General features: G+C 65.5%; 16 protein-coding genes and 1 riboswitch. Of the genes, 8 read left to right on the top strand and 8 right to left on the bottom strand.

The annotated features are described in order from the left end of the window. Positions 1–103 precede the first annotated feature (103 nt). From urtD to urtA, 4 genes are all read right to left on the bottom strand, one after another. Entirely contained in the window at positions 104–847 is a 744-nt protein-coding gene (gene urtD, locus ACTIFE_RS12950; protein WP_439529566.1) for an urea ABC transporter ATP-binding protein UrtD, read from the bottom strand. A gap of 3 nt (positions 848–850) precedes the next feature. Continuing rightward, positions 851–2,008 (bottom strand): urea ABC transporter permease subunit UrtC, encoded by a 1,158-nt coding sequence (urtC, locus tag ACTIFE_RS12945; RefSeq protein WP_439529565.1) that lies wholly within the window; start codon positions 2,006–2,008, stop codon positions 851–853. Continuing rightward, on the bottom strand, positions 2,005–3,633 hold the full coding sequence (gene urtB / locus ACTIFE_RS12940) for an urea ABC transporter permease subunit UrtB (protein WP_439529564.1): 1,629 nt from the start codon (positions 3,631–3,633) through the stop codon (positions 2,005–2,007). Before urtB ends, urtC begins: the two co-directional genes overlap by 4 nt. Before the next feature lie 313 nt (positions 3,634–3,946). Further along, positions 3,947–5,218 (bottom strand): urea ABC transporter substrate-binding protein, encoded by a 1,272-nt coding sequence (gene urtA, locus ACTIFE_RS12935; protein ID WP_439529573.1) that lies wholly within the window; start codon positions 5,216–5,218, stop codon positions 3,947–3,949. A 319-nt stretch (positions 5,219–5,537) separates the two neighbouring features. Between urtA and ACTIFE_RS12930 the strand changes: the two genes are divergently transcribed. The 8 genes from ACTIFE_RS12930 to ACTIFE_RS12895 all read left to right on the top strand — a co-directional run bounded on the left by ACTIFE_RS12930 (position 5,538) and on the right by ACTIFE_RS12895 (position 14,637). Continuing rightward, entirely contained in the window at positions 5,538–8,960 is a 3,423-nt protein-coding gene (locus ACTIFE_RS12930; RefSeq protein ID WP_439529563.1) for a hybrid sensor histidine kinase/response regulator, read from the top strand. Continuing rightward, positions 8,953–9,903, top strand: a complete 951-nt coding sequence (locus ACTIFE_RS12925; RefSeq protein ID WP_439529562.1) for a response regulator — start codon at positions 8,953–8,955, stop codon at positions 9,901–9,903. Before ACTIFE_RS12930 ends, ACTIFE_RS12925 begins: the two co-directional genes overlap by 8 nt. A 77-nt stretch (positions 9,904–9,980) precedes the next feature. Next, the gene (locus tag ACTIFE_RS12920; RefSeq protein WP_439529561.1) at positions 9,981–10,370 is read left to right on the top strand and encodes an MbcA/ParS/Xre antitoxin family protein; all 390 of its coding nucleotides are present in this window, start codon (positions 9,981–9,983) and stop codon (positions 10,368–10,370) included. Then, positions 10,367–11,065, top strand: coding sequence for an RES family NAD+ phosphorylase (locus tag ACTIFE_RS12915; RefSeq protein WP_439529560.1), 699 nt, complete (start codon positions 10,367–10,369; stop codon positions 11,063–11,065). The genes ACTIFE_RS12920 and ACTIFE_RS12915 overlap by 4 nt, the downstream gene beginning before the upstream one ends. A gap of 95 nt (positions 11,066–11,160) precedes the next feature. Further along, positions 11,161–11,392: riboswitch (cobalamin riboswitch) on the top strand. Between the two features lie 35 nt (positions 11,393–11,427). Continuing rightward, positions 11,428–11,874 (top strand): DUF1636 family protein, encoded by a 447-nt coding sequence (locus ACTIFE_RS12910; protein ID WP_439529559.1) that lies wholly within the window; start codon positions 11,428–11,430, stop codon positions 11,872–11,874. Beyond that, a complete protein-coding gene (locus tag ACTIFE_RS12905; RefSeq protein ID WP_439529558.1) occupies positions 11,871–12,638 on the top strand; it encodes an ABC transporter ATP-binding protein in 768 nt (255 codons plus the stop codon). Before ACTIFE_RS12910 ends, ACTIFE_RS12905 begins: the two co-directional genes overlap by 4 nt. Positions 12,639–12,656: 18 nt before the next feature. After that, complete coding sequence (locus ACTIFE_RS12900; RefSeq protein WP_439529557.1) at positions 12,657–13,592, top strand: ABC transporter substrate-binding protein; 936 nt, start codon at positions 12,657–12,659, stop codon at positions 13,590–13,592. Beyond that, positions 13,570–14,637, top strand: coding sequence for a FecCD family ABC transporter permease (locus tag ACTIFE_RS12895; protein ID WP_439529556.1), 1,068 nt, complete (start codon positions 13,570–13,572; stop codon positions 14,635–14,637). The genes ACTIFE_RS12900 and ACTIFE_RS12895 overlap by 23 nt, the downstream gene beginning before the upstream one ends. A 185-nt stretch (positions 14,638–14,822) precedes the next feature. On the opposite strand, the gene ACTIFE_RS12890 is transcribed toward ACTIFE_RS12895, so the two are convergent. The 4 genes from ACTIFE_RS12890 to ACTIFE_RS12875 form a co-directional block, all read right to left on the bottom strand. Then, a complete protein-coding gene (locus ACTIFE_RS12890) occupies positions 14,823–15,977 on the bottom strand; it encodes a DUF1513 domain-containing protein (RefSeq protein ID WP_439529555.1) in 1,155 nt (384 codons plus the stop codon). After that, positions 15,958–17,085 carry an imelysin family protein gene (locus ACTIFE_RS12885; protein ID WP_439529554.1) on the bottom strand — a complete coding sequence of 376 codons (1,128 nt, stop codon included), beginning with the start codon at positions 17,083–17,085 and terminating at the stop codon, positions 15,958–15,960. The genes ACTIFE_RS12890 and ACTIFE_RS12885 overlap by 20 nt, the downstream gene beginning before the upstream one ends. 1 nt (position 17,086) lies before the next feature. Continuing rightward, positions 17,087–18,586 (bottom strand): di-heme oxidoreductase family protein, encoded by a 1,500-nt coding sequence (locus ACTIFE_RS12880; RefSeq protein WP_439529553.1) that lies wholly within the window; start codon positions 18,584–18,586, stop codon positions 17,087–17,089. Between the two features lie 220 nt (positions 18,587–18,806). After that, positions 18,807–20,069, bottom strand: a complete 1,263-nt coding sequence (locus tag ACTIFE_RS12875; RefSeq protein ID WP_439529552.1) for an imelysin family protein — start codon at positions 20,067–20,069, stop codon at positions 18,807–18,809. Positions 20,070–20,195 lie beyond the last annotated feature (126 nt).

Here is a 20,195-nt window from a genome sequence, read left to right as displayed (position 1 = left end):
CGGCCCCACCACCGCGACCCCCGCGACTCCTGTCTTGATTCCCCCCCCCCCCCGGCCCCCTCCCCACGAGGGGGAGGGGAGCTGAGAGGCCCAGTCGAAACCCTCACCGCCCCAGATAAACCTCCACCACCCGCGCGTCCGACGACACGTGGTCGATCGAGCCCTCGGCCAGCACCGATCCCTCGTGCAGCACCGTCACCTTGACGCCGAGCGCGCGTATGAAGGTCATGTCGTGTTCCACCACCACGACCGAGCGGGTCTTGTTGATGTCGCGCAGGAGATCGGCCGTCTCGGCAGTCTCCGCGTCGGTCATGCCGGCTGCCGGCTCGTCGACCAGAAGCAGCTGCGGCTCCTGCGCCAGCAGCATGCCGATCTCAAGCCACTGTTTCTGGCCATGACTGAGGTTGGCGGCCAGATCGTCCCGCCGGCTGCCGAGCCGGATCAGCTCCAGCAAGTCCTCGATGCGGGCTCGTTCCGCAGGTCGCAGCACATGGAACAAAGTCGAAAATGGCCCGCGCGGTGCCTTCAGCGCCAGCTCCAGGTTGTCCCAGACGGTATGGCTCTCGAACACGGTCGGCTTCTGGAACTTGCGGCCAATGCCCAGTTCCGCAATCGCCGCTTCATCCATGCGGGTGAGGTCCGTGTCCCCGCCAAAGAACACCTCGCCGCTGTCGGGCCGGGTCTTGCCGGTGATGACATCCATCATCGTCGTCTTGCCGGCGCCATTGGGGCCGATGATCGCCCGCATCTCGCCCGGCTCGATCACCAGCGAGAGCGAGTTGAGCGCGCGGAACCCGTCGAAGGAGACACTGACGCCGTCGAGATAGAGAAGGCTTGACTGGCGCATGGCTTACTCCGCCGGTTGGGGTTCGCCCGTGGAGGGCGTTGCGGGTTCGGATGTCGCCGTCCGCCGCTGGGGCAACCGGGCCCGCACCATGGCGACCAGACCGACCAGCCCTTTCGGAAGGAACAGGGTGACGACGACGAACAGGGCGCCCAGGGCAAACAGCCAGACCTCCGGCAGCACCGCCGTGAACCAGGTCTTGCCGTAGTTGACCAGCACCGCGCCGAAGATCGGCCCGAACAGCGTGCCCCGCCCGCCGACCGCCACCCAGATGACGGCCTCGATGGAGTTGGCTGGCTCGAATTCGCCCGGATTGATGATGCCGACCTGCGGCACGTAGAGCGCCCCGGCAAGCCCGGCCATCATCGCCGACAGGGTCCAGACGAACAGCTTGTAATGCTCGACCCGGTAGCCAAGAAACCGAACCCGGCTCTCCGCATCGCGCACCGCCACCAGAACTTTGCCAAGCTTCGACCGGGTCACCGACCTGGCCAGCAGGAAGCACAGCACCAGCGCCAGCCCGGAGGCCACGAACAAGGCCGCGCGGGTGCCGTCGGCCTGGATCGGAAAGCCGAGGATGTCCTTGAAGTCGGTGAGCCCGTTGTTGCCGCCGAAGCCCATGTCATTGCGGAAGAAGGCGAGCAGCAGCGCATAGGTCAGCGCCTGGGTGATGATCGACAGGTACACCCCGGACACGCGCGAGCGGAAGGCGAACCAGCCGAAGATGAAGGCAAGCACGCCCGGCACCAGCAGCACCATCATCAGCGCGAAAGGGAACATGTCGAAGCCGGTCCAGTACCAGGGCAGTTCCTTCCAGTTCAGGAACACCATGAAATCCGGCAGCACCGGGTCACCATAAACGCCGCGCGGACCGATCTGGCGCATCAGGTACATGCCCATGGCATAGCCGCCAAGGGCAAAGAAGGCGCCGTGTCCGAGCGAGAGGATGCCGCAATAGCCCCAGACCAGATCCACCGACAGCGCCAGCAGCGCATAGGTCAGGTACTTGCCCATCAGGCTGACCGCATAGGTCGGCACATGCAGCGGATGGTCCGGCGGCAGCAGCAGGTTGAGCGCCGGCACCGCGACAATGACAAGACCGAGGATGGCCAGGAACAGCGCCGCCTGACGGTCGAAGGCGCGAACGAAAAACGACGTGATCATGCTTCGACTGCCCGGCCCTTGAGGGCGAACAGCCCCCGCGGACGCTTCTGGATGAAGAGGATGATGAAGACGAGCATGAGGATCTTGGCGAGCACCGCCCCGGCATAGGGTTCCAGGAACTTGTTCACCACGCCAAGCGTCAGCGCGCCGACCAGCGTGCCCCAGAGATTCCCGACCCCGCCGAAGACAACGACCATGAAGCTGTCGATGATGTAGCCCTGTCCGAGGTTTGGCGAGACGTTGTCGATCTGCGACAGCGCCACCCCGGCAATGCCCGCAATGCCCGACCCAAGCCCAAAGGTCAGCGCGTCGATCCAGGGTGTGCGGATGCCCATGGAGGCGGCCATGCGCCGGTTTTGGGTCACAGCCCGCGTATAGAGGCCGAAGGGCGTCTTCTTCAGCACCAGCATCAGCCCGGCGAAGACCAGCAACGAGAACACCACGATCCAAAGGCGGTTATAGGTGATCGTCATCTCGCCGAGCTGGAAGGCACCGGACATCCAGTCCGGATTACCGACTTCCCGGTTGGTCGGGCCGAAGATGGAACGCACGGCCTGCTGCAGGATCAGCGACAGGCCCCAGGTGGCAAGCAGGGTCTCCAGCGGCCGGCCATAGAGGAAGCGGATGATGCCGCGCTCGATGGCGATGCCGATCAGCGCCGTCACAAGGAAGGCAAGCGGCAGGGCGATGGCGAGCGAACCGCCGAACAGTCCCGGCGCACTGGTGCGGATCACCTCCTGCACCATGAAGGTGACATAGGCCCCGATCATCACCATCTCGCCATGCGCCATGTTGATGACGCCCATTACGCCGAAGGTGATGGCAAGGCCGATGGCGGCGAGCAGCAACACGGACCCCAGCGAAATGCCGTACCAGACATTCTGCCCGATATCCCAGAAGGCGAGATTCTTTGAGATCGCCGCCACCGCGCGGTCGGCAGCATCGCGCAGAGCCGCAGGCGTTTGCGCATTTGCAGCAACCCCGGTCAGGATCGACAGCGCCTCCCTGTCGCCACGGTTTGCGAGCACCTGCACGGCCTCAAGCTTCGTTGTCTCCGGCGCGTCAACCGCCAGAAGCACCGCCGCCCGCGCTTCCTGCATCGCTTTCAGCACGCGCGCATCAGTCTCGGCAGCCATGGCCGTATCAAGCAGGGCCAGGCCTTCCACATCCAGCGACTTGAACATTGCTGCCGCAGCCGTCATTCGCACCGCCGGATCCGGCGCCATCAGCGTCAAGCCGCCCAGCGCGCTGCGGATTGTGCGGCGCAGGCCATTGTTGACCTTGATCTTGGTCAGCGAAGCGGCCGGCGCGGTGCCCAATGCCTCACCCGTCAGCGGATCGATCAGGGCGAGATCCGCACCAGCCTTGGTCCCGATGACGACCAGCTTGTCGCTCTTGCGCTCATAAAGGTCACCAGTGGACAGCGCCTCAAGCGCGGGCGCCACCGCCGGGTTTGCCGTTGCAGCCAACGCTCCGACCTGCGCCTCCGTCTCCTTGAAGCCGCCCTTGGCCAGCGCATTGACCAGCGGCCGAAGCGCCTCAACGCCCTCTGCATGACCGGTCGTCTGGACCATGCAGCCCATCACCAGCATCATGAGGCAGATCATCAGTTTCTTCAGAGACATACGCGCCACCAGGCTGGAAGGATTTTGGATTGGGCCAACATGCACGCCATTTTCAGCACCCGCTCCGTGTCACCCCGGCCGAGCAACGCGAGAGCCGGGGCCTACTCGCTTCCAGAGCCTTGCAGCAGGGTCAGACGCCACTGAACGGAGGACAGGTGCGCCGGTGGATTGACCACGCAACGAATTAGCTGCTCTGCAAACGAGTAGGCCCGGGTCTTCGCTTCGCTCCGCCCGGGGTGACACCGAGAGCTTGTCAGCGTCTCGAAAATCCCCTTCCCGGCCATCCGGAAAGGGGACCTCCGCTGCGCTCACTTCAGCTGCCGGAGCCGCCGCACTTGCCGGTCTTGACGTTGAAGTTTCCGCAGGACAGCGGCGCGCGCCAGTCGGCGATCAGGTCCTTGGAGCCTTCGAGATAGTCAGACCACTCGTCGCCCACCACGAGGCCCGGGGTTTCCCAGACAGTCTCGAACTGGCCGTCGGCCTGGATCTCGCCGATCAGCACCGGCTTGGTGATGTGGTGGTTCGGCATCATCGCCGAGTAACCGCCGGAGAGGTTCGGCACGGACACGCCGATGAGCGAGTCGATCACGGCATCCGGATCAACGGTGCCAGCCTTCTCGACCGCCTTCACCCACATGTTGAAGCCGATGTAATGCGCTTCCATCGGGTCATTGGTCACGCGCTTGTCGTTGCCGGTGAACGCACGCCAGCTGGAGATGAACTCGGCATTGACCGGATTGTCGACGGACTGGAAGTAGTTCCAGGCGGCCAGGTGACCAACCAGCGGCGCGGTGTCGAGGCCGGCGAGCTCTTCCTCACCTACCGAGAAAGCAACAACCGGGATGTCTTCGGCCTTGATGCCGGCGTTGCCCAGTTCCTTGTAGAACGGCACGTTGGCATCGCCGTTGATGGTCGAGACCACCGCGGTCTTCTTGCCAGCCGAACCGAAGGCCTTGATGTCGGACACGATCGTCTGCCAGTCGGAATGACCGAACGGCGTGTAGTTGATCATGATGTCCTCGTCCTTGACGCCCTTCGACTTCAGGTAGGCTTCAAGGATCTTGTTGGTCGTGCGCGGATAGACATAGTCGGTGCCGGCCAGAACCCAGCGCTCCACGCCCTCATCGTTCATCAGGTAATCCACCGCCGGGATCGCCTGCTGGTTGGGGGCAGCGCCGGTGTAGAATACGTTGCGCTGGCTTTCCTCGCCCTCATACTGCACGGGGTAGAACAGGATCGAGTTCAACTCCTCGAACACCGGCAGAACCGACTTGCGCGACACCGAGGTCCAGCAGCCGAACACGGCGGAGACCTTGTTGACGGAGATCAGCTCGCGCGCCTTTTCGGCAAACAGCGGCCAGTCGGAAGCGGGGTCGACGACGACAGCTTCCAGCTTCTTGCCGAGCACGCCGCCCTTCTTGTTCTGCTCCTCGATGAGGAACAGCATCGTGTCCTTCAGCGTGGTCTCGGAAATCGCCATCGTGCCCGAGAGCGAGTGCAGGATGCCGATCTTGATGGTCTCCTCGGCCATCGCACCGCCCATCATGGTCGATGCCATCAGACCTGCGAGCGTCAGCCCTGCCATGCGGCTTTTCAGCTTGATCATCTGTTTGTCCCCTTCTGTCCCCGACTGCCTTGACCTTGGCCGTTCTTGCGGCCGGCAGGTTCCCTCAGCCGTCGAAAGGGATCGTGCGCTGCGATATCGCGGCGCAACATACGTCGATTGACGTAAGCGCCCTGCGTCATCCGCGCCCTCGCCCGTACAGAAGGCAGCCAAAGCGGCACGAACCCTGCAAAGCTGGATGAAACGACGCGGGAACTGGCAGAAAGGACGGCTCTGGCCGGGCTGAACCTGCCGTAACGGCTCAAAATTTCGGCAAATGCCCAGAAGGGAGGCGGATTGCATGACCGCGCGCCAGCGCATCCTGCCGGTGCGGCGGCATTACAACCAATGGGTCAACAACCAGACCCTGGAAGACTATGCCCTGCGCTTCACCGCCAAGAGCGCCCGGCGGCTGTCCAGCCGCGCGATCTCGCATACGGCCGGCGGCGCAATCGCGTTTCTGGCGCTGGAGGCCATCGGAGGGGCCATCACCCTGTCCTACGGCACGGCCAATGCCTTCGCCGCGATGCTGGTCGGTTGCCTCGTGCTTCTGCTGGTCGGCTGGCCGATTGCCCGTTCGGCCATGCGTCATGGCGTCGACATCGACCTTCTGACCCGAGGCGCCGGTTTCGGCTACATCGGCTCGACGCTGACCTCGCTGATCTATGCCAGCTTCACCTTCATCCTCTTCGCCATCGAGGCCTCGATCATGTCGAGCGCACTCGACTACGCCTTCGGCCTGCCGCTGTGGATCGGCTACATCGTCAGCGCGCTGGTGGTCATTCCGCTGGTCACCCATGGCATCACGCTGATCAGCCGCTTCCAGATCCTGACGCAGCCGTTCTGGCTGGTGCTGAACATCCTGCCGTTCCTGTTCATTGCGGCTGCCGACTGGGCCGCGGTCGGCACCTGGCTCAGCTTTGCCGGGATCGACCCGGCCACCGGCGCACCGCGACCGCCCAATTCCAACCCCATCGACCTGATGCAGTTCGGAGCTGCCTCGGCAGTCATCCTGGCGCTGATGGCCCAGATCGGCGAACAGGTCGACTTCCTGCGCTTCCTGCCGCCCGGCGAGAAGCCCGACCGCCTGCGCCGCCTTGCCCTGTTCCTGGCCGGCCCCGGCTGGGTCATCATCGGTCTGCCGAAGCTCATTGCCGGCTCGTTCCTGGCCGTGCTCGTCCTGTCCACCGGCGTTCCGGTAGCGGAGGCGGACGAGCCCTCGCGCATGTATGCGGTCGCCTTCGGCTACATGCTGCCCTCCGAGCAGGCCGCCGTGCTGCTGATGGCCGCCTTCGTCGTGGTGGCGCAGCTGAAGATCAACGTGATGAATGCCTATGCCGGGTCGCTGGCCTGGTCGAACTTCTTCTCCCGCCTCACCCATTCCCATCCGGGCCGCGTGGTCTGGCTGGTCTTCAACGTCGGCATAGCGCTCCTCCTGATGGAACTCGGCATCTATGGCCTCCTGGAGGAAACGCTCGGCGTGTTCTCGATCATCGCCATGGCCTGGCTGTCGGCGATCTCGGCGGACCTGTTCGTCAACAAGCCGCTCGGCCTGTCTCCCCCCGGCATCGAGTTCAAGCGCGCGCACCTTTACGACATCAACCCGGTCGGCACCGGCGCCATGAGCCTTGCCGCCATCGTCGCGCTGCTCGCCCATTATGGCACCTTCGGGCCGCTGGCGGCGTCCCTCGCCACCTTCATCGCGCTTGGCCTTGCCTTCGTGCTGGCCCCGGCCATCGCCTTCGCCACGGGTGGCAAGTATTATCTCGCGCGCAAGCCGCGCCGGCACTGGCAGACGAAGACGGCCATCACCTGCTCGATCTGCGAGAACCCGTTCGAGCCCGAGGACATGGCCTATTGCCCGGCCTATCAGGTGCCGATCTGCTCGCTCTGCTGCACGCTGGATGCCCGCTGCCACGACAGCTGCAAGCCGAAGGCCCGGCTGAAATATCAGACCCGCAGCGTCGCCGAGGCCACACTGCCGGCCTGGGTTCTGGAACATCTCTCCACCCGGCTCGGCCGCTATCTCATGACCGCCGTTCCGGTCATCGCCGGCATCGCCCTGATCCTCACCGTGATCACCCATCAGGCCGCCACCAGCCTGCCGCCCGGGGCCGATGTGGTCGGGCGGACGGTGGCGCTGATCTTCGTCGTCTTCGCCATCTCGGCAGGCATCGGCGTCTGGTTCCTGGTGCTCGCCCATGACACGCGCCACGTGGCAGAAGAGGAATCCCTGCGCCAGAATTCCCTGCTGCTGAAGGAGATCGAGGCGCACCGCAAGACCGACGCCGCCCTGCAGAAGGCGAAGGAAGCAGCCGAGGCCGCGAACCTTGCCAAGAGCCGCTATGTCATCGGCCTCAGCCACGAACTGCGCACGCCGCTCAACGCGGTGCTGGGCTATGCCCAGGTGCTGGAACGGGACGAGGCCATCCCGCGCGAGCGCAAGGCCTCGATCCGTGTCATCCGCCGCAGCGCCGAGCACCTCTCCGGCCTGATCGACGGCTTGCTGGACATCTCCCGCATCGAGGCCGGCCGGCTGCAGGTGGACATGGCCACGGTCAACATCCACGAGTTCCTCGACCAGATCGTCGCCATGGTGCGCCTGCAGACCCAGGCGGCCGGCCTTGCTTTCGAGTTCCGCAAGGCACCAAACCTGCCGACGCTGGTGCGCACCGATGAAAAGCGCCTGCGCCAGATCCTCGTCAACCTTCTCTCGAATGCAGTGAAGTTCACCAACTCCGGCACCATCACGCTGGAGGTCGGCTACCGGTCGCAGGTCGCCACCTTCCGCATCTCCGACACCGGCACCGGCATCAGCGAAGACGACATGACCCGCATCTTCGAGCCCTTCGGACGCGGCAGCGGCGAGAGTGTCGCCCGCACGCCCGGTCTGGGACTGGGGCTGACGATCACCAAGCTGATGGCCCAGACCCTCGGCGGCTCGCTGGCCGTCACGAGCCATCCCGGCGAGGGCAGCACCTTCGAGGTCCGGCTGATGCTGGCCGCCCTCGCCGACCAGCAGCCGCTGGTCTCGCCCGAGCGCCCCGTCACCGGCTACTCCGGCCCGCGCCGCCGGATCCTCGTCATCGATGACAATGCCGACCACCGAGCGCTGATGGTGGAAATCCTCGCCCCGCTTGGCTTTGAAGTGGAACTGGCCGCCGACGGACCGCAGGGCATCGAAGTCGCCTTCCGCACCAAGCCAGACCTGCTGCTGGTCGACATCTCCATGCCCGGCATGAATGGCTGGCAGGTGGCGAGCCTCTTGCGCCAGCGCGGCCTCACCACGCCGATCGTCATGCTCTCGGCCAACATCGGTGACACGGCCCTGCGCCCGGCCGGCGAACCAGCCCATGACGACGCCCTGTCCAAACCCGTCGATCTCGCTCAGCTCCTGGACCGGATCAGCCGCCTGCTTGGCCTGATCTGGACCCGGGCGGGCGATGCCGCCGCCGCCGCTCCAGCCCTTGCCACGCCAGCCCCTGCAGCGGCGGACGAGCGCGACACGGCTCCGCTTGCAGCCCCCTCCCTGTCATCGCGGCATATCCGCGACCTGATCAGCCTCGGCGACATCGGCTATGTCCATGGCATCGAGGCCAAGCTCAGCGAGTTGGACGGCGCGGGCGCGGATGGCGCTCTCATCGCCCGTCTTCGCACAAGCATCGAACAGTTCGACTTTGCCGGCTATCGCAAGATCCTTGAGGACACAGCCCCCCATGACTGACGCCGTCGGTTCCCCCGCCGCCTCGCGCGACATCGTCCTCGTGGTGGATGATTCCCCCGAGACCCTCGGCTTCCTGACGAAGGCACTGGAGACGTCCGGCGTCACGGTTCTGGTCGCCACCTCCGGCACCGCCGCGCTGGCCATCTGCGACCGCATCACGCCGGACATGGTGCTGATGGACGCGGTGATGCCCGCACCCGACGGCTTCGAGACCTGCCGCCTGCTCAAGGCCCGGCGCGGGCTGGAGCATGTGCCGGTGATCTTCATGACCGGCCTCAGCGAGACCGAGCATGTGGTTCATGCGCTGGAAAGCGGCGGTGTCGACTTTCTCACCAAGCCGATCAATCTCGACGAGCTGCAGGCCCGCATCCGGGTTCACCTTGCCAATGCGCGCCAGGTCCAGAGCGCCCGCATTGCGCTGGATGCCGCAGGCCGGCACCTGATCGCCGTCGGCGCAGACGGCAGCATCAAGTGGTCGACACCGCAGACCAGCCAGGTTCTCGAAGCGCTGGACCGGGGCAACGGCGCTGCGGGTGAAACCGCGTTGGACCGCGTTCGCGCCGGTCTGGCCGGCTGGATCGCCGCCGCCAGCCGACAGGCGACGGGGCGGCCCGACCCGCTGGTGCTCGATCTTGGGGCCGCTGGCCAGTTCGAGTTCGCCCCCATCGGTTCAATCACTGCCGACGAGCACCTGTTCCGTCTAACCAGCGCCAGCCACCCCGGCCAGACCGACGCCCTGCGCCAGCGCTTCGGTCTCACCCCGCGCGAGGCGGACGTCCTGACCTGGATCTCGCGCGGCAAGTCCAACAAGGACATCGGCGACATTCTCGGCCTCAGCCCACGCACGGTGAACAAGCACCTCGAGCAGATCTACGTCAAACTCGGCGTCGAGAACCGCGCCTCCGCCGCCGTCCGGGCCAGCGAGGTGCTTCGGGATCTGTAATCCAGATCATATGACCTTGTATTTTGGTCCACATGATCTATCTTGAGCGTATTGAACCGCATTGGCACGGTGACCAAATGGAAGCTGCTCTCAAGCCCCGGCCCGTCGACGACCGTCAGGCCGTCGGCCTCAAGGCCTACAGCCGCATCGCCGACGCCTGGTCGTTGACGGTTCGCGAGGCCGCAGGTCTCTGTGACATGTCAGACTCTTCCTGGAAACGCGCCAAATCCGCGAGCTTCCGGGGCGAACTGACCCGCGACCAGTTGTTGCGCCTCAGTGCCCTCATCGGCATCTACAAGTCGCTGCAGCTTTACTTCAGCCCGGATCTTGCCGACCGCTGGATCAGACTGCCCAACAGCGGGCCGGAGTTCGACGGCCAGCGCCCGGTCGACGCAATGATCGACGGCGGCCTGCCGAAAATCCTCAGCGTCCGGACCTATCTCGATGCCCTGCGAGGTGGCGCGTGAAGCTGACCGCGATCGCCGACCGCGCCCTGATCCGGCTGATCTCGAAGACACACCACAAGCCACCCGTGCTGCGCGGCCTTGTCGACAGCGACCGGGAAGCGGAGATCCTGGCCGAGTTGGAAGGCCTGACCAACGCGCGGCTGAAGGCCGAGCGGGAGGGCAGCCCCGGCATCGACAGGCGGGAACTGGCGTTCCTCCGCCGCAAGGCCGACCTCGCCCTCTATGGTGAGACCCATATCAACGCCGCTTTTGTCTACACGCGGCCGACCGGCAACCGCTTCAACGGCGGCGACCGCGGCGCGTGGTACTGCGCCTATGATTCAATGACTTCCGCTGCCGAGGTTGGGTTTCACCGCACGCGGGAACTCTCCTATATCGGCCATTTCCATGACGAGGCCGCCTATGTGGAACTCCTCGCCGACTTCATCGGCGACTTCCCGGACCTGACGAACACGCCGGATCACCCGGCACTGGCGGCGGATCCTTCAACTGGCTATCCGACTGGCCAGGCGCTGGCGGCCGATCTGCGCCGTCAGGGACATCGCGGCTTGCTTTATCCCTCCGTGCGCCAGCCCGGCGGCCGCTGCTTCGTCGCTTTCGATCCCGGGATCATCCAGAACGTGAGGCCCGGTGCCAGCTGGACTTTGCGCTGGTCCGGCACGCCGCATTTCTCCATCGTGATGGACGCCGGATAGGCAGCTCGCACTTGTAACGTAATTACATTACATATAAACACCGGGTGGTCTCGTCCCAACCCGGTGGCATTGCCTTGACAACACACGCCCCTGCCCTGATCATTCGCCGTGATGGTTCCCGGCGAACAAGCGCTTTGCCGGGTGAAAAGGGAACACGGTACGGTGTAGCCAACAGGCGCCAAGTCCGTGACTGCCCCCGCAACTGTAGGCGGCGAGCCGACCCCAGACAGCCACTGTCCCATGTGCCACATAACCGGCACGGGATGGGAAGGCAGGGCAAGGCGACGACCCGCAAGTCAGGAGACCTGCCATCACCGACCCACAACAGCCACCGGGCGGGGTGCCCCGGAAGGAGTAAAACGGTGACCATTCAGCGGCCGGTTACGGCCCATTCCCCTATTGTTGGCGGCGAGCGGACCTTGTCCACCGAGGCAATGCACGAGCTTGTGGTCTGCGTGACCTGCCGCCCGCGCGGCAGTGAAGACCGTCCCGGCAAGGCCCTGCTGGCAGAGCTTTCGGCCCAGATGGCCGGCGATGCCGCCTGGCGCGTCGGCGGCATCGAGTGCATGGCCGCCTGCGGCCGCCCCTGCGCCATCGCCCTCCAGTCGCAGGACAAGACCACCTGGCTCTTCGGTGACATGGACCTCGCCGATGCCGAGGACATTGCCCGCTTTGCCCGCCAATACGAGGAGCTGCCCGACGGCTGGTGCAAGGCCTCGGAGCGGCCCGGCAAGCTGGCACGGACCGCCCTTGCGCGCATTCCCGCCTCCGGCCGGGTGCTGCCCCCGGATGCCGATGCCTGCACATGAGCGCGCCCTTTTTCGAGGCGGAAGGCCTCTGCTGGGGACCGCGCGGCCGGCCTGACCTCCTGGCCGACATCAGCCTGACGCTCAACCAGGGCGAGGTGCTGGCGATCTGCGGTGCCAACGGAGCCGGCAAGTCGTCACTGCTGCGGCTGCTCTATCGCTTCCATCGCCCCCGCGCTGGCCATGTCCGGCTGGAAGGCACCGACATCTGGAGCCTGGGCGCCCGGGATGTCGCCTGCCGGATCGCCGCCGTGCTGCAGGAGCAGCCGACGGACTTTGCCCTGACCGTGCGCCAGATCGTGGCGCTCGGGCGCCTGCCGCATCAGCGCGGTCTCAGCGCGGCCGGCTCGGCCGACCGCGATGCGATTGCCCATGCGCTTGGCCGCCTGCATCTCAACCCCCTGGCCGAACGCCCCTTCGGCACCCTGTCGGGCGGTGAGCGCCAGCGCGTGATGGTGGCCCGGGCGCTGGCCCAGGCGCCCAAGCTGCTGATCCTCGACGAGCCGACCAACCACCTCGACATCCGCCACCAGCTCGAGCTGATGGCGCTGCTGCGAGGCCTTGGCCTCACGGTGATCACCACCCTGCACGACCTGACCCTCGCCGCCGAATACGCCGACCGGGTGCTGCTGCTCGCCGGTGGCCGCGTCCTCACCGAGGGCACCCCGGCCGAGGTCTTCACCGAAACCCACATCGCGGGCGCCTTTTCCGTGCGCTCGCGGATCGACCTCAGCGGGCAACACCCCCGCTTTTCCTTTCACCTTTGACCAGAGAGACCCCCTGACATGCGTCTGAAACTTGCTCTTGCCGCCTTCCTGCTCTCCACCGTGGCCGCCGCGGCCTATCCGGTGACCGTGAAGAGCTGCAACCGCGACGTGACCTTCGAGGCCGCCCCGAAGCGCGCCATTTCCAACGACGTCAACCTCACCGAGATGATGCTGGTCCTTGGCCTCGCCGACCGCATGGCCGGCTACACCGGCGTCTCCGGCTGGAAGACGCTGGACGAGGAGATGCGCAAGGACGTCAAGGAACTGCCCGAACTGTCCGAAAAATACCCGACCAAGGAAGTGCTGCTCGGCGCCGAGGCCGACTTCTATTTCGCCGGCTGGAACTACGGCATGAAGGTCGGCGGCGAGGTCACGCCCGAAACCCTCGCCCCCTTCGGCATCCAGGTCTATGAACTGACCGAAAGCTGCATCCACATCGGCCCGAAGGAGAAGATCTCCATGGCCGACATGTACAACGACCTGATCAACCTCGGCCGCATCTTCGGCGTCGAGGACAAGGCAAAGGTGCTGGTCGCCGGCTACGAGGCAAAGCTGGCCGAGGCAACCGCCAAGGTCGACAAGTCCAATCCCTTGCGCGTCTTCGTCTATGACAGCGGCGAGGATACCCCCTTCACCTCCGGTCGCTACGCCATGCCGACCGCGCTGATCGAGGCGGCCGGCGGCAAGAACATCATGGACGACCTGGACAAGAGCTGGGCCACCGTCGCCTGGGAGCCGGTGGTCGACCGCAACCCGGAAGTGATCGTGATCGTGAATTACGGCAATGTCACCGCCGAGCAGAAGATCGCCTTCCTCAAGGCCAACCCGGCCTTCGCCAATGTCGACGCCGTGAAGAACAACCGCTTCGTGGTGCTCGAATATGTCGAGGCAACGCCCGGCCCCCGCAACATCCGCGCCGTGGAGAAGCTCGTTGACGGTTTCGCTGGAAACTGAAGCCGCACAAGCCGAATCTGACGTCCAGCACCGGCTCTGGCCGGTGCTGCTCGCCGGAATAGCCGGCCTCGGTCTCCTCGTCATGGCCATCCTGACCGCCGTCGCCGTGGGGGCCATTTCGGTCCCCCTCGGCGATGTTGCAGGCATTGTCGCCTCGAAACTGCTGCCCGGATCGGTGGAACGGACCTGGAGCCTGTCCCGCGAGGCCATCGTCTGGGACATCCGCTTCCCCCGCGCCCTGCTGGCCGCCCTTGTCGGGGCCGGACTTGCGGTCACCGGCGCGGTGCTGCAGTCGGTGACGCGCAACCCTCTGGCGGATCCGCATCTGCTCGGCATTTCCTCCGGTGCGGCCTTCGGTGCCATCCTGGCACTCCTGCATACAGGGCTGTTCCTCGGGCTCCTGACCGTGCCGCTGCTCGCCTTTGTCGGCGCGCTCGGCGCGACAGCAGTCGTTCTGGGCGTGGTAAAGGTGGCCCGTGCCGGCTCGCCGGATCGTCTGGTGCTGGCCGGCGTCGCCGTTTCCTTCATCATCATGGCGCTCGCCAACATCCTGATCTTCCTGGCTGACCCGAAGGCCACCCACACGGTGGTGTTCTGGATGCTGGGCGGGCTCGGCCTCGCGCAATGGAACCACCTGATCTACCCGCTCGCGGTGCTGGTGCCCTGCGGCCTGTGGCTGTGGTTGAAGGCCGGCGCGCTCAACGCCGTCACCCTCGGCGACGAGACCGCCTCGACCCTTGGCGTCCCTGTCACGCGGCTGCGCCTGTCGGTGTTTGTCGCCGGAGCCCTTGTCACCGGGGTCTGCGTTGCCTTCTCGGGCATCATCGGCTTCGTCGGCCTGATGATGCCGCATCTGGTGCGCCTGATTGCCGGTGGCGACAATGCCCGCGTCATCCCGCTGTCCGCGCTTGCCGGAGCCCTGTTCCTGATCCTCGCCGACATCTGCGCCCGTGTGATCATGGCACCGGAGGACATGCCCATCGGCATCGTCACCGGCCTCGTCGGCGGGGTGTTCTTCATCTGGCTGATGGCGCGGGAGCGGTAAACGCGCGACCAAAGACGGCAGGCCCTAAGAAGGGCGCAACGACTCTACCCTCGTCGCTCCTGCGCAGGCAGGAGCCTAGTAACCATCTGTAAAAATTGTTTTTCGGGAGGTCGCCCGAGCCCTCCCGCCCCGATTACTGGGCTCCTGCCTGCGCAGGAGCGACGAAGGGATAGCGTCTTACCAAGCTACAGCGCAGCCATATGATTGTCCCAGGACACACCCGCCGGCCGGGCATAGGGCTCGGCCGCCGGCTCGCGGCCCGTGCCGAAGGCGAGGCCACCCGCACCATCGGAAACCAGGAACCCGTCGTCGAGCGGCGCCAGCCCGCAGACATCGGCAATCGGATGGCTACCGACCGGCGTTCCGTCAGCGGCCGACAGATAGAGCACATGGCCGCCGCGCGGACTGGAGAGGGCAACGAGCCCGGCCGGCGCATTCACCGCCACCGAACCGACATAGTTGCCAAGCCGCTTCAGCAGCTCCTCCGGCACGTCGACCGTCAACAGGTCGCCATCGCGCGCAAGCCGTGCCACCAGCGGCGGGGTCAGTCCCGCATCGCCCTCGAACTGACCGCCGATCCACACCGTTCCGGCCGCATCCAGTGCCATGTGGCGCAACGATACCTGAGAGAGATCCGGCGGCAAGGAGAAGAGCCCGAGCAATTCCCCGCTCGCCGCGTCGATGCGGGCAATCGACGGCTGCATCCGGTCGAGATTGAGCATGTCGCGCCCCGTGACCGGATGCGTGTCGATGCCGCCATTGGCGACCACCAGCACGCGGCCCTCCTCGGCCAGCAGGATGTCATGCGGCCCGACGCCATGGGTGTCGAACTCGCCGATCCGGATAAGGCGCTCGCCGCTTGCATCATAGACGCCGACGCGGCCGCGCGTTTCCTCGCCCACGGGCCCGAATGCATTCTCGACCGCATAGACCAGCCGTCCGTCGGCGGAAAACACCCCGTGGCCATAGTAGTGCCGCCCCGGCTCCGCGCTCGTCACCTGTGGCGCCTGCCGTTCTTCGCGATCGACGAGCATCAGGAACTGGCCCGGCCGGCGCGCGAAGGTGACGAAGCGGCTGCGGTCAGGCGACAGGGCGATGCCGTGCCCCCGGTCGGGCAGCGGCACGTCCAGCACGTCCCGCCCGTCAGCCGTCAGGATCGCGACGGCATGGCGTCCGTCGGCATTGCGCCGCGCGCTGGCAAAAAGCGGTTCATCCGGATCGCCCGCCCCGAGGGCCGCCGCCGCGCGATGCGGCAACAGCGGCAGAAGACCGGCTGCGGCAAGGCCGGAGAGAAAGCTGCGGCGGTTCAGAACCGCCGCCTCAGTCCCCGTCCAGCGCATTGAAGCCTCCGGACAGGTTCAGCGACCCGGCGAGATTGAGCGCCACCGTGTCGCGCAGGCCTTTCAACACGAGCGCAACATAGGACAGTCCGGCGTGCGTCTCCGGCTCGGCAAGGGTCACCCGCATGGGCTCGCGCAGCCGCGCCAGCGCCTTCAGCGCGTTGCCGAACTCGAACTCGAGCGAAGCCGGGATCCAGGTCCCCTCGCTGTCGAGGCCGCGCTCATAACCGCCTGCCTTCAGCGCCTCTGCCAGGCCGCCGATCTCCGCCGACAGATAAGCCAGCGTGAAACCGGAGCGGGCAAAGGACAGGCGTCCGGGCTTTGCACTGTTCGGTCCGCTCGCCAGCGCCGGCAACAGATCCTGATCGCGGACGATGACGAAGCCGGTGACCAGTGCGTTGAAGATCAGCTCCGCCGCTTCCTTCTCGCTCTTCAGACGTGGCCGCTCCGGTCCGGGGGCAAGCAGTTCCCCGGAAAAACCGGTCGGATCAGCCCAGTCCCGGGTCAGCTCGCCGGCGATGGCTGAGACATTCGTGGCAATCGCGAGAGAATAGGCACAGGCAAAACCCGCATCCTCTCCCTGCCCGCCCAGCAGCACGGCACCTGCGTCATCAAAGGCAACGAGCTGGAGTGCCGTCAGCCCCTGAACGGCCACGCTCTTGCCCGCCAGTTGTTCAGCGGTCGCCGCGGTCGGATCCCTGTCGGCCAGGATCTTGCGCACCTGCCGCTGGGCAACACCACGCGCGTCCGGCATGAAGGCCAGCCGCTCCAGCCGGTTGGCCTCGGTGAGCGGTCCGAACCGCAGAAAGCTGATACGGGCAAAGGACGCCAGCGTCGCTCCGTACACCGCGCGGAATTCCTCGCGGGCGCTGTCGCTGCCGGCAACGCAGGCCCCCTGCACGGCATCTGGAAGTCGTGCCGCATCAGTGGCAAACCGTCCCATCGCCGGACGGATGTAGCCTTCGAGGCTGGCGCGCACATAATCGCCGTAGGTGGCCGCAACCTGAGCCGGCTGCCCAACCTGAACAGGCTGAACCGCCGTTTCACCACGCGCCACTCCTGCTGCCAGCAGGGACAGGGCAACAAGCGTAGCGGGGATTTTCAGCATGTTACAGTGACTCCAGGAAGCGGATCAGTGCCGCCCGGTCATCGGGCGCAAGGCCAACGACGCCGTCGCGCGCGGCCTGCGCCTCGCCGCCATGCCACAGCACGGCTTCCAGCAGCGACCTTGCGCGACCGTCATGGAGGAAACGCGTATGCCCGCTGACCGTTTCCGTCAAGCCGATGCCCCACAGCGGCGGCGTCTTCCATTCCCGGCCATCGGCATCCCCGTCCGGCCGGTTGTCCGCCAGTCCCTCGCCCATGTCATGCAGCAACAGGTCGGTGTAGGGCCAGATCAGCTGGAACCGGTGCGCCGGATTGGCCGCCTCGCGTGAGGTGACGTATTTCGGCGTATGGCAGGAGGCACAGCCCAGCGTGCTGAACAGCGCCTTGCCGCGCAGAACCTCGGGGTCATCCACCTTGCGCCGCGCCGGCACCGCCAGGTTTTCCGAATAGAACGTGACCAGATCCATCACCGGATCGGGCGCTTCCGTCGGCCCCAGCCGCTCCTGTTCGCCGGTCGGCTGGGCACGGCAGGCGGTCTGCGCGGTCGTGCAATCGCCATAAGGGTCGGGATGATCCGGCGTTGAAATGCCGATGTCGCCGGAAAACGCTCCGGCACTCTGGACGCGGACATTGGGCGTCGTCGCCTTCCAGCCGAACCGGCCAGGCACTATCTCGCCCGTCTGCGGATCAAGCACAAGGTTCGGCCGGCCGGAAATCCCGTCGCCATCCAGGTCCTCCGGATCAGCCTTTGCCAGAATATCGCCCGGATGGATCGCCTCCAAGAGGCCAAGACCGATCATCTGCGGCGCCACGCGCGGCGAGATCATCGTGTCCGGCTGCATCGGTCCATAGTTGAGATCAACGGCGGCATAGACTGGCTTTTGCAACGTCACGACCTCGCCGCCGCTCAGCGTCACCGGGATCTCTTCATGCGTGATCGACAGCCGGCCTTCGCCGGGCAGGCCGGTCACGGCGAAGGTCTGGAACTGGCCGCCGTAGGTCGGCTCCGGCACGGACTGGATCTTGCGCGCCGCCAGCGCCTCGCGCTCGGCGTCGGTGCGCGGCGGCACGGAGAGGCGCAGGAACAGCGATACGGCCTCGTCACCCGGCAGCGGCGGCTGGCCCCGGCCATCCTTCAGGTGGCACCCCTGGCAGGAACGGGCGTTGTACAGCGGCCCCAGACCGTCGGAGGCCTGTGTCGAGGAAGGAGCAGCCACCCAGAGCTTGCGGAAGATGCCGTTGCCGATCCGGAACGTCTGCTGCTCTTCGAAACTCAAATTGGCCGTCGGATGCGAGAACGAGTCGCGGTTGATACGCTTCTTCGACGTCGCCGCCCCGGCGCTCATGGCCTCGAAGGCCTCCGCCCTGGAGAAATCCTCCGGCGCTTTCAGGATCTCGCCAACCCGCACCCGGTCGGCTTCGGTGAGGTCGGTGCGGTGAGACAGGTCCTGGGCATAAGCCGGGAGGGCCAACAGGCACGCGGCGGTGAAGCCTGCGGCCATGTTGATCGTCTGAGCCCCCCCAAAAAAGCAAGGTGTTACGCCGAACCCCACGGAACTGCCGCCGTTCACCCGCCCCAACGAAAGTCGCGCGGCAAGCCCACCCAGAACATCATATGTCATTTTCAGGACCACCCTGGTCGCATCCGTGGCCAGCCGGGATCCCTCTCACCACCGGCAACATCCCGGGCGGCCGTCCGCCGCCCGGAATTTTCACAGTGACTTACTGGAACACGGCCGTCGGATTGTCGAGGCTGTCGGAGCCTTCGAAGGCAATGCTCTCGAGGCCAAGTGTCGCAACCACCCGTTCAATCGACTTTGTCTGGTCAACCAGTGCATCGATGGCCGCCTGGACCACGGCATTGCCGTCCTTGTTGCCTTCGCCGATCATCTGGTCATAGGCCTCGACGGTTTCGGCGCGGGTCTTCAAGGCTTCGAAGGCAGCCAGCGTCTTGTCCAGCTTGGCCTGCATTTCCTCGGCCAGCTTCGGGTCCTTGGCATTCACCATGTCCGCCAGCGAAGTCCCGACGACCTTGCCGCCATAGGTTCCGAAATAGACGTTCCGGATGCCGACGACGTCGTTGTAATGCGACATGTGGGTGTTGTCGGAGAAGCAGTCATGCTCCTCTTCCGGGTCGTTCAGCATCAGGCCGAGTTTCATGCGTTCACCGGCCAGTTCGCCATAGGACAGCGATCCCATGCCGGTCAGGATCGTCGCCAGACCGCCGGCCTCACCCTTGGCTTTCAGCTCTTCACGCGCCGCGCCACCCGGAGCCCAGGCCTTGGCCATGTCCTCAAGATCGGAAATCAGCAGATCCGTCGCCGCCTTCAGATAGGCGATGCGGCGCTCACAATTGCCGCCCGTGCATTTGGCAACATCGAAGTCCGTCGCCGGGCGATTGCCGGCACCAGCCTTGGTGCCGTTCAGGTCCTGGCCCCAGAGCAGGAACTCGATGGCGTGATAGCCGGTGGCCACATTCGCCTCGACCTCGCCGGCCTCCTGCAGCTTCTCAGCCAGCAGCGCTGGCGTGATCTCCGTGGCGTCGATCTCGACACCACCAACCTTCAGGACCGGGTTCGCAATCACATTGGCAAGAAAGAAGGCGTTCTCTTCCGAACTGTCGCCATAGGACGCGGTATCGACATAGTCGATCAGGCCTTCATCCAGCGGCCAGGCATTCACCTTGCCTTCCCAGTCATCAACGATGGCATTGCCGAACCGGTAGGCTTCCGTCTGCTGGTACGGGTTGCGCGCGGCGATCCAGGCCTTGCGGGCCGCTGCCAGCGTCTCGTCCGACGGCTTGGCGACCAGGGCATCAACCGCCGCCTTCAGCGCCTTGGCACCGGCCAGCGAATCCGCATAGGCGGCAGCGGCAACATCCTGATAGGTCGTCAGCACGTCGGCAGGAGCCACATCCTTGGCAGAAGCCGGAAGAACGCAAAATGCGGTGGCCGCAAACAGGGCAAGGCGAAGCGGAAAAGTCATGGGTTTGTCTCCAACTGATAGGCGAAGCACGGCTTGTTGCCTCGCCGAGACGGATCCGGCCGACAGCAAACGCTCAAAAGGTTGTGGCGGATCCAAACAATTGCTGAGGCCAAATGTCAAGTTAAT

This window comes from Pannonibacter sp., assembly GCF_051860505.1.
GTDB lineage: Bacteria > Pseudomonadota > Alphaproteobacteria > Rhizobiales > Stappiaceae > Pannonibacter.
This window is presented reverse-complemented; position numbering and strand designations above follow the sequence as displayed.

Coding starts and splice junctions, on each gene's coding strand:
- ACTIFE_RS12890 (WP_439529555.1), bottom strand. CDS start 15,977: ATGCGCTGGACGGGGACTGAGGCGGCGGTTCTGAACCGCCGCAGCTTT.
- urtA (WP_439529573.1), bottom strand. CDS start 5,218: ATGGCAGGGCTGACGCTCGCAGGTCTGATGGCATCGACCATGATGGGC.
- ACTIFE_RS12880 (WP_439529553.1), bottom strand. CDS start 18,586: ATGGCCGCAGGCTTCACCGCCGCGTGCCTGTTGGCCCTCCCGGCTTAT.
- ACTIFE_RS12930 (WP_439529563.1), top strand. CDS start 5,538: ATGACCGCGCGCCAGCGCATCCTGCCGGTGCGGCGGCATTACAACCAA.
- ACTIFE_RS12925 (WP_439529562.1), top strand. CDS start 8,953: ATGACTGACGCCGTCGGTTCCCCCGCCGCCTCGCGCGACATCGTCCTC.
- ACTIFE_RS12905 (WP_439529558.1), top strand. CDS start 11,871: ATGAGCGCGCCCTTTTTCGAGGCGGAAGGCCTCTGCTGGGGACCGCGC.
- urtB (WP_439529564.1), bottom strand. CDS start 3,633: ATGTCTCTGAAGAAACTGATGATCTGCCTCATGATGCTGGTGATGGGC.
- ACTIFE_RS12875 (WP_439529552.1), bottom strand. CDS start 20,069: ATGACTTTTCCGCTTCGCCTTGCCCTGTTTGCGGCCACCGCATTTTGC.
- ACTIFE_RS12920 (WP_439529561.1), top strand. CDS start 9,981: ATGGAAGCTGCTCTCAAGCCCCGGCCCGTCGACGACCGTCAGGCCGTC.
- ACTIFE_RS12900 (WP_439529557.1), top strand. CDS start 12,657: ATGCGTCTGAAACTTGCTCTTGCCGCCTTCCTGCTCTCCACCGTGGCC.
- urtD (WP_439529566.1), bottom strand. CDS start 847: ATGCGCCAGTCAAGCCTTCTCTATCTCGACGGCGTCAGTGTCTCCTTC.
- urtC (WP_439529565.1), bottom strand. CDS start 2,008: ATGATCACGTCGTTTTTCGTTCGCGCCTTCGACCGTCAGGCGGCGCTG.
- ACTIFE_RS12885 (WP_439529554.1), bottom strand. CDS start 17,085: ATGCTGAAAATCCCCGCTACGCTTGTTGCCCTGTCCCTGCTGGCAGCA.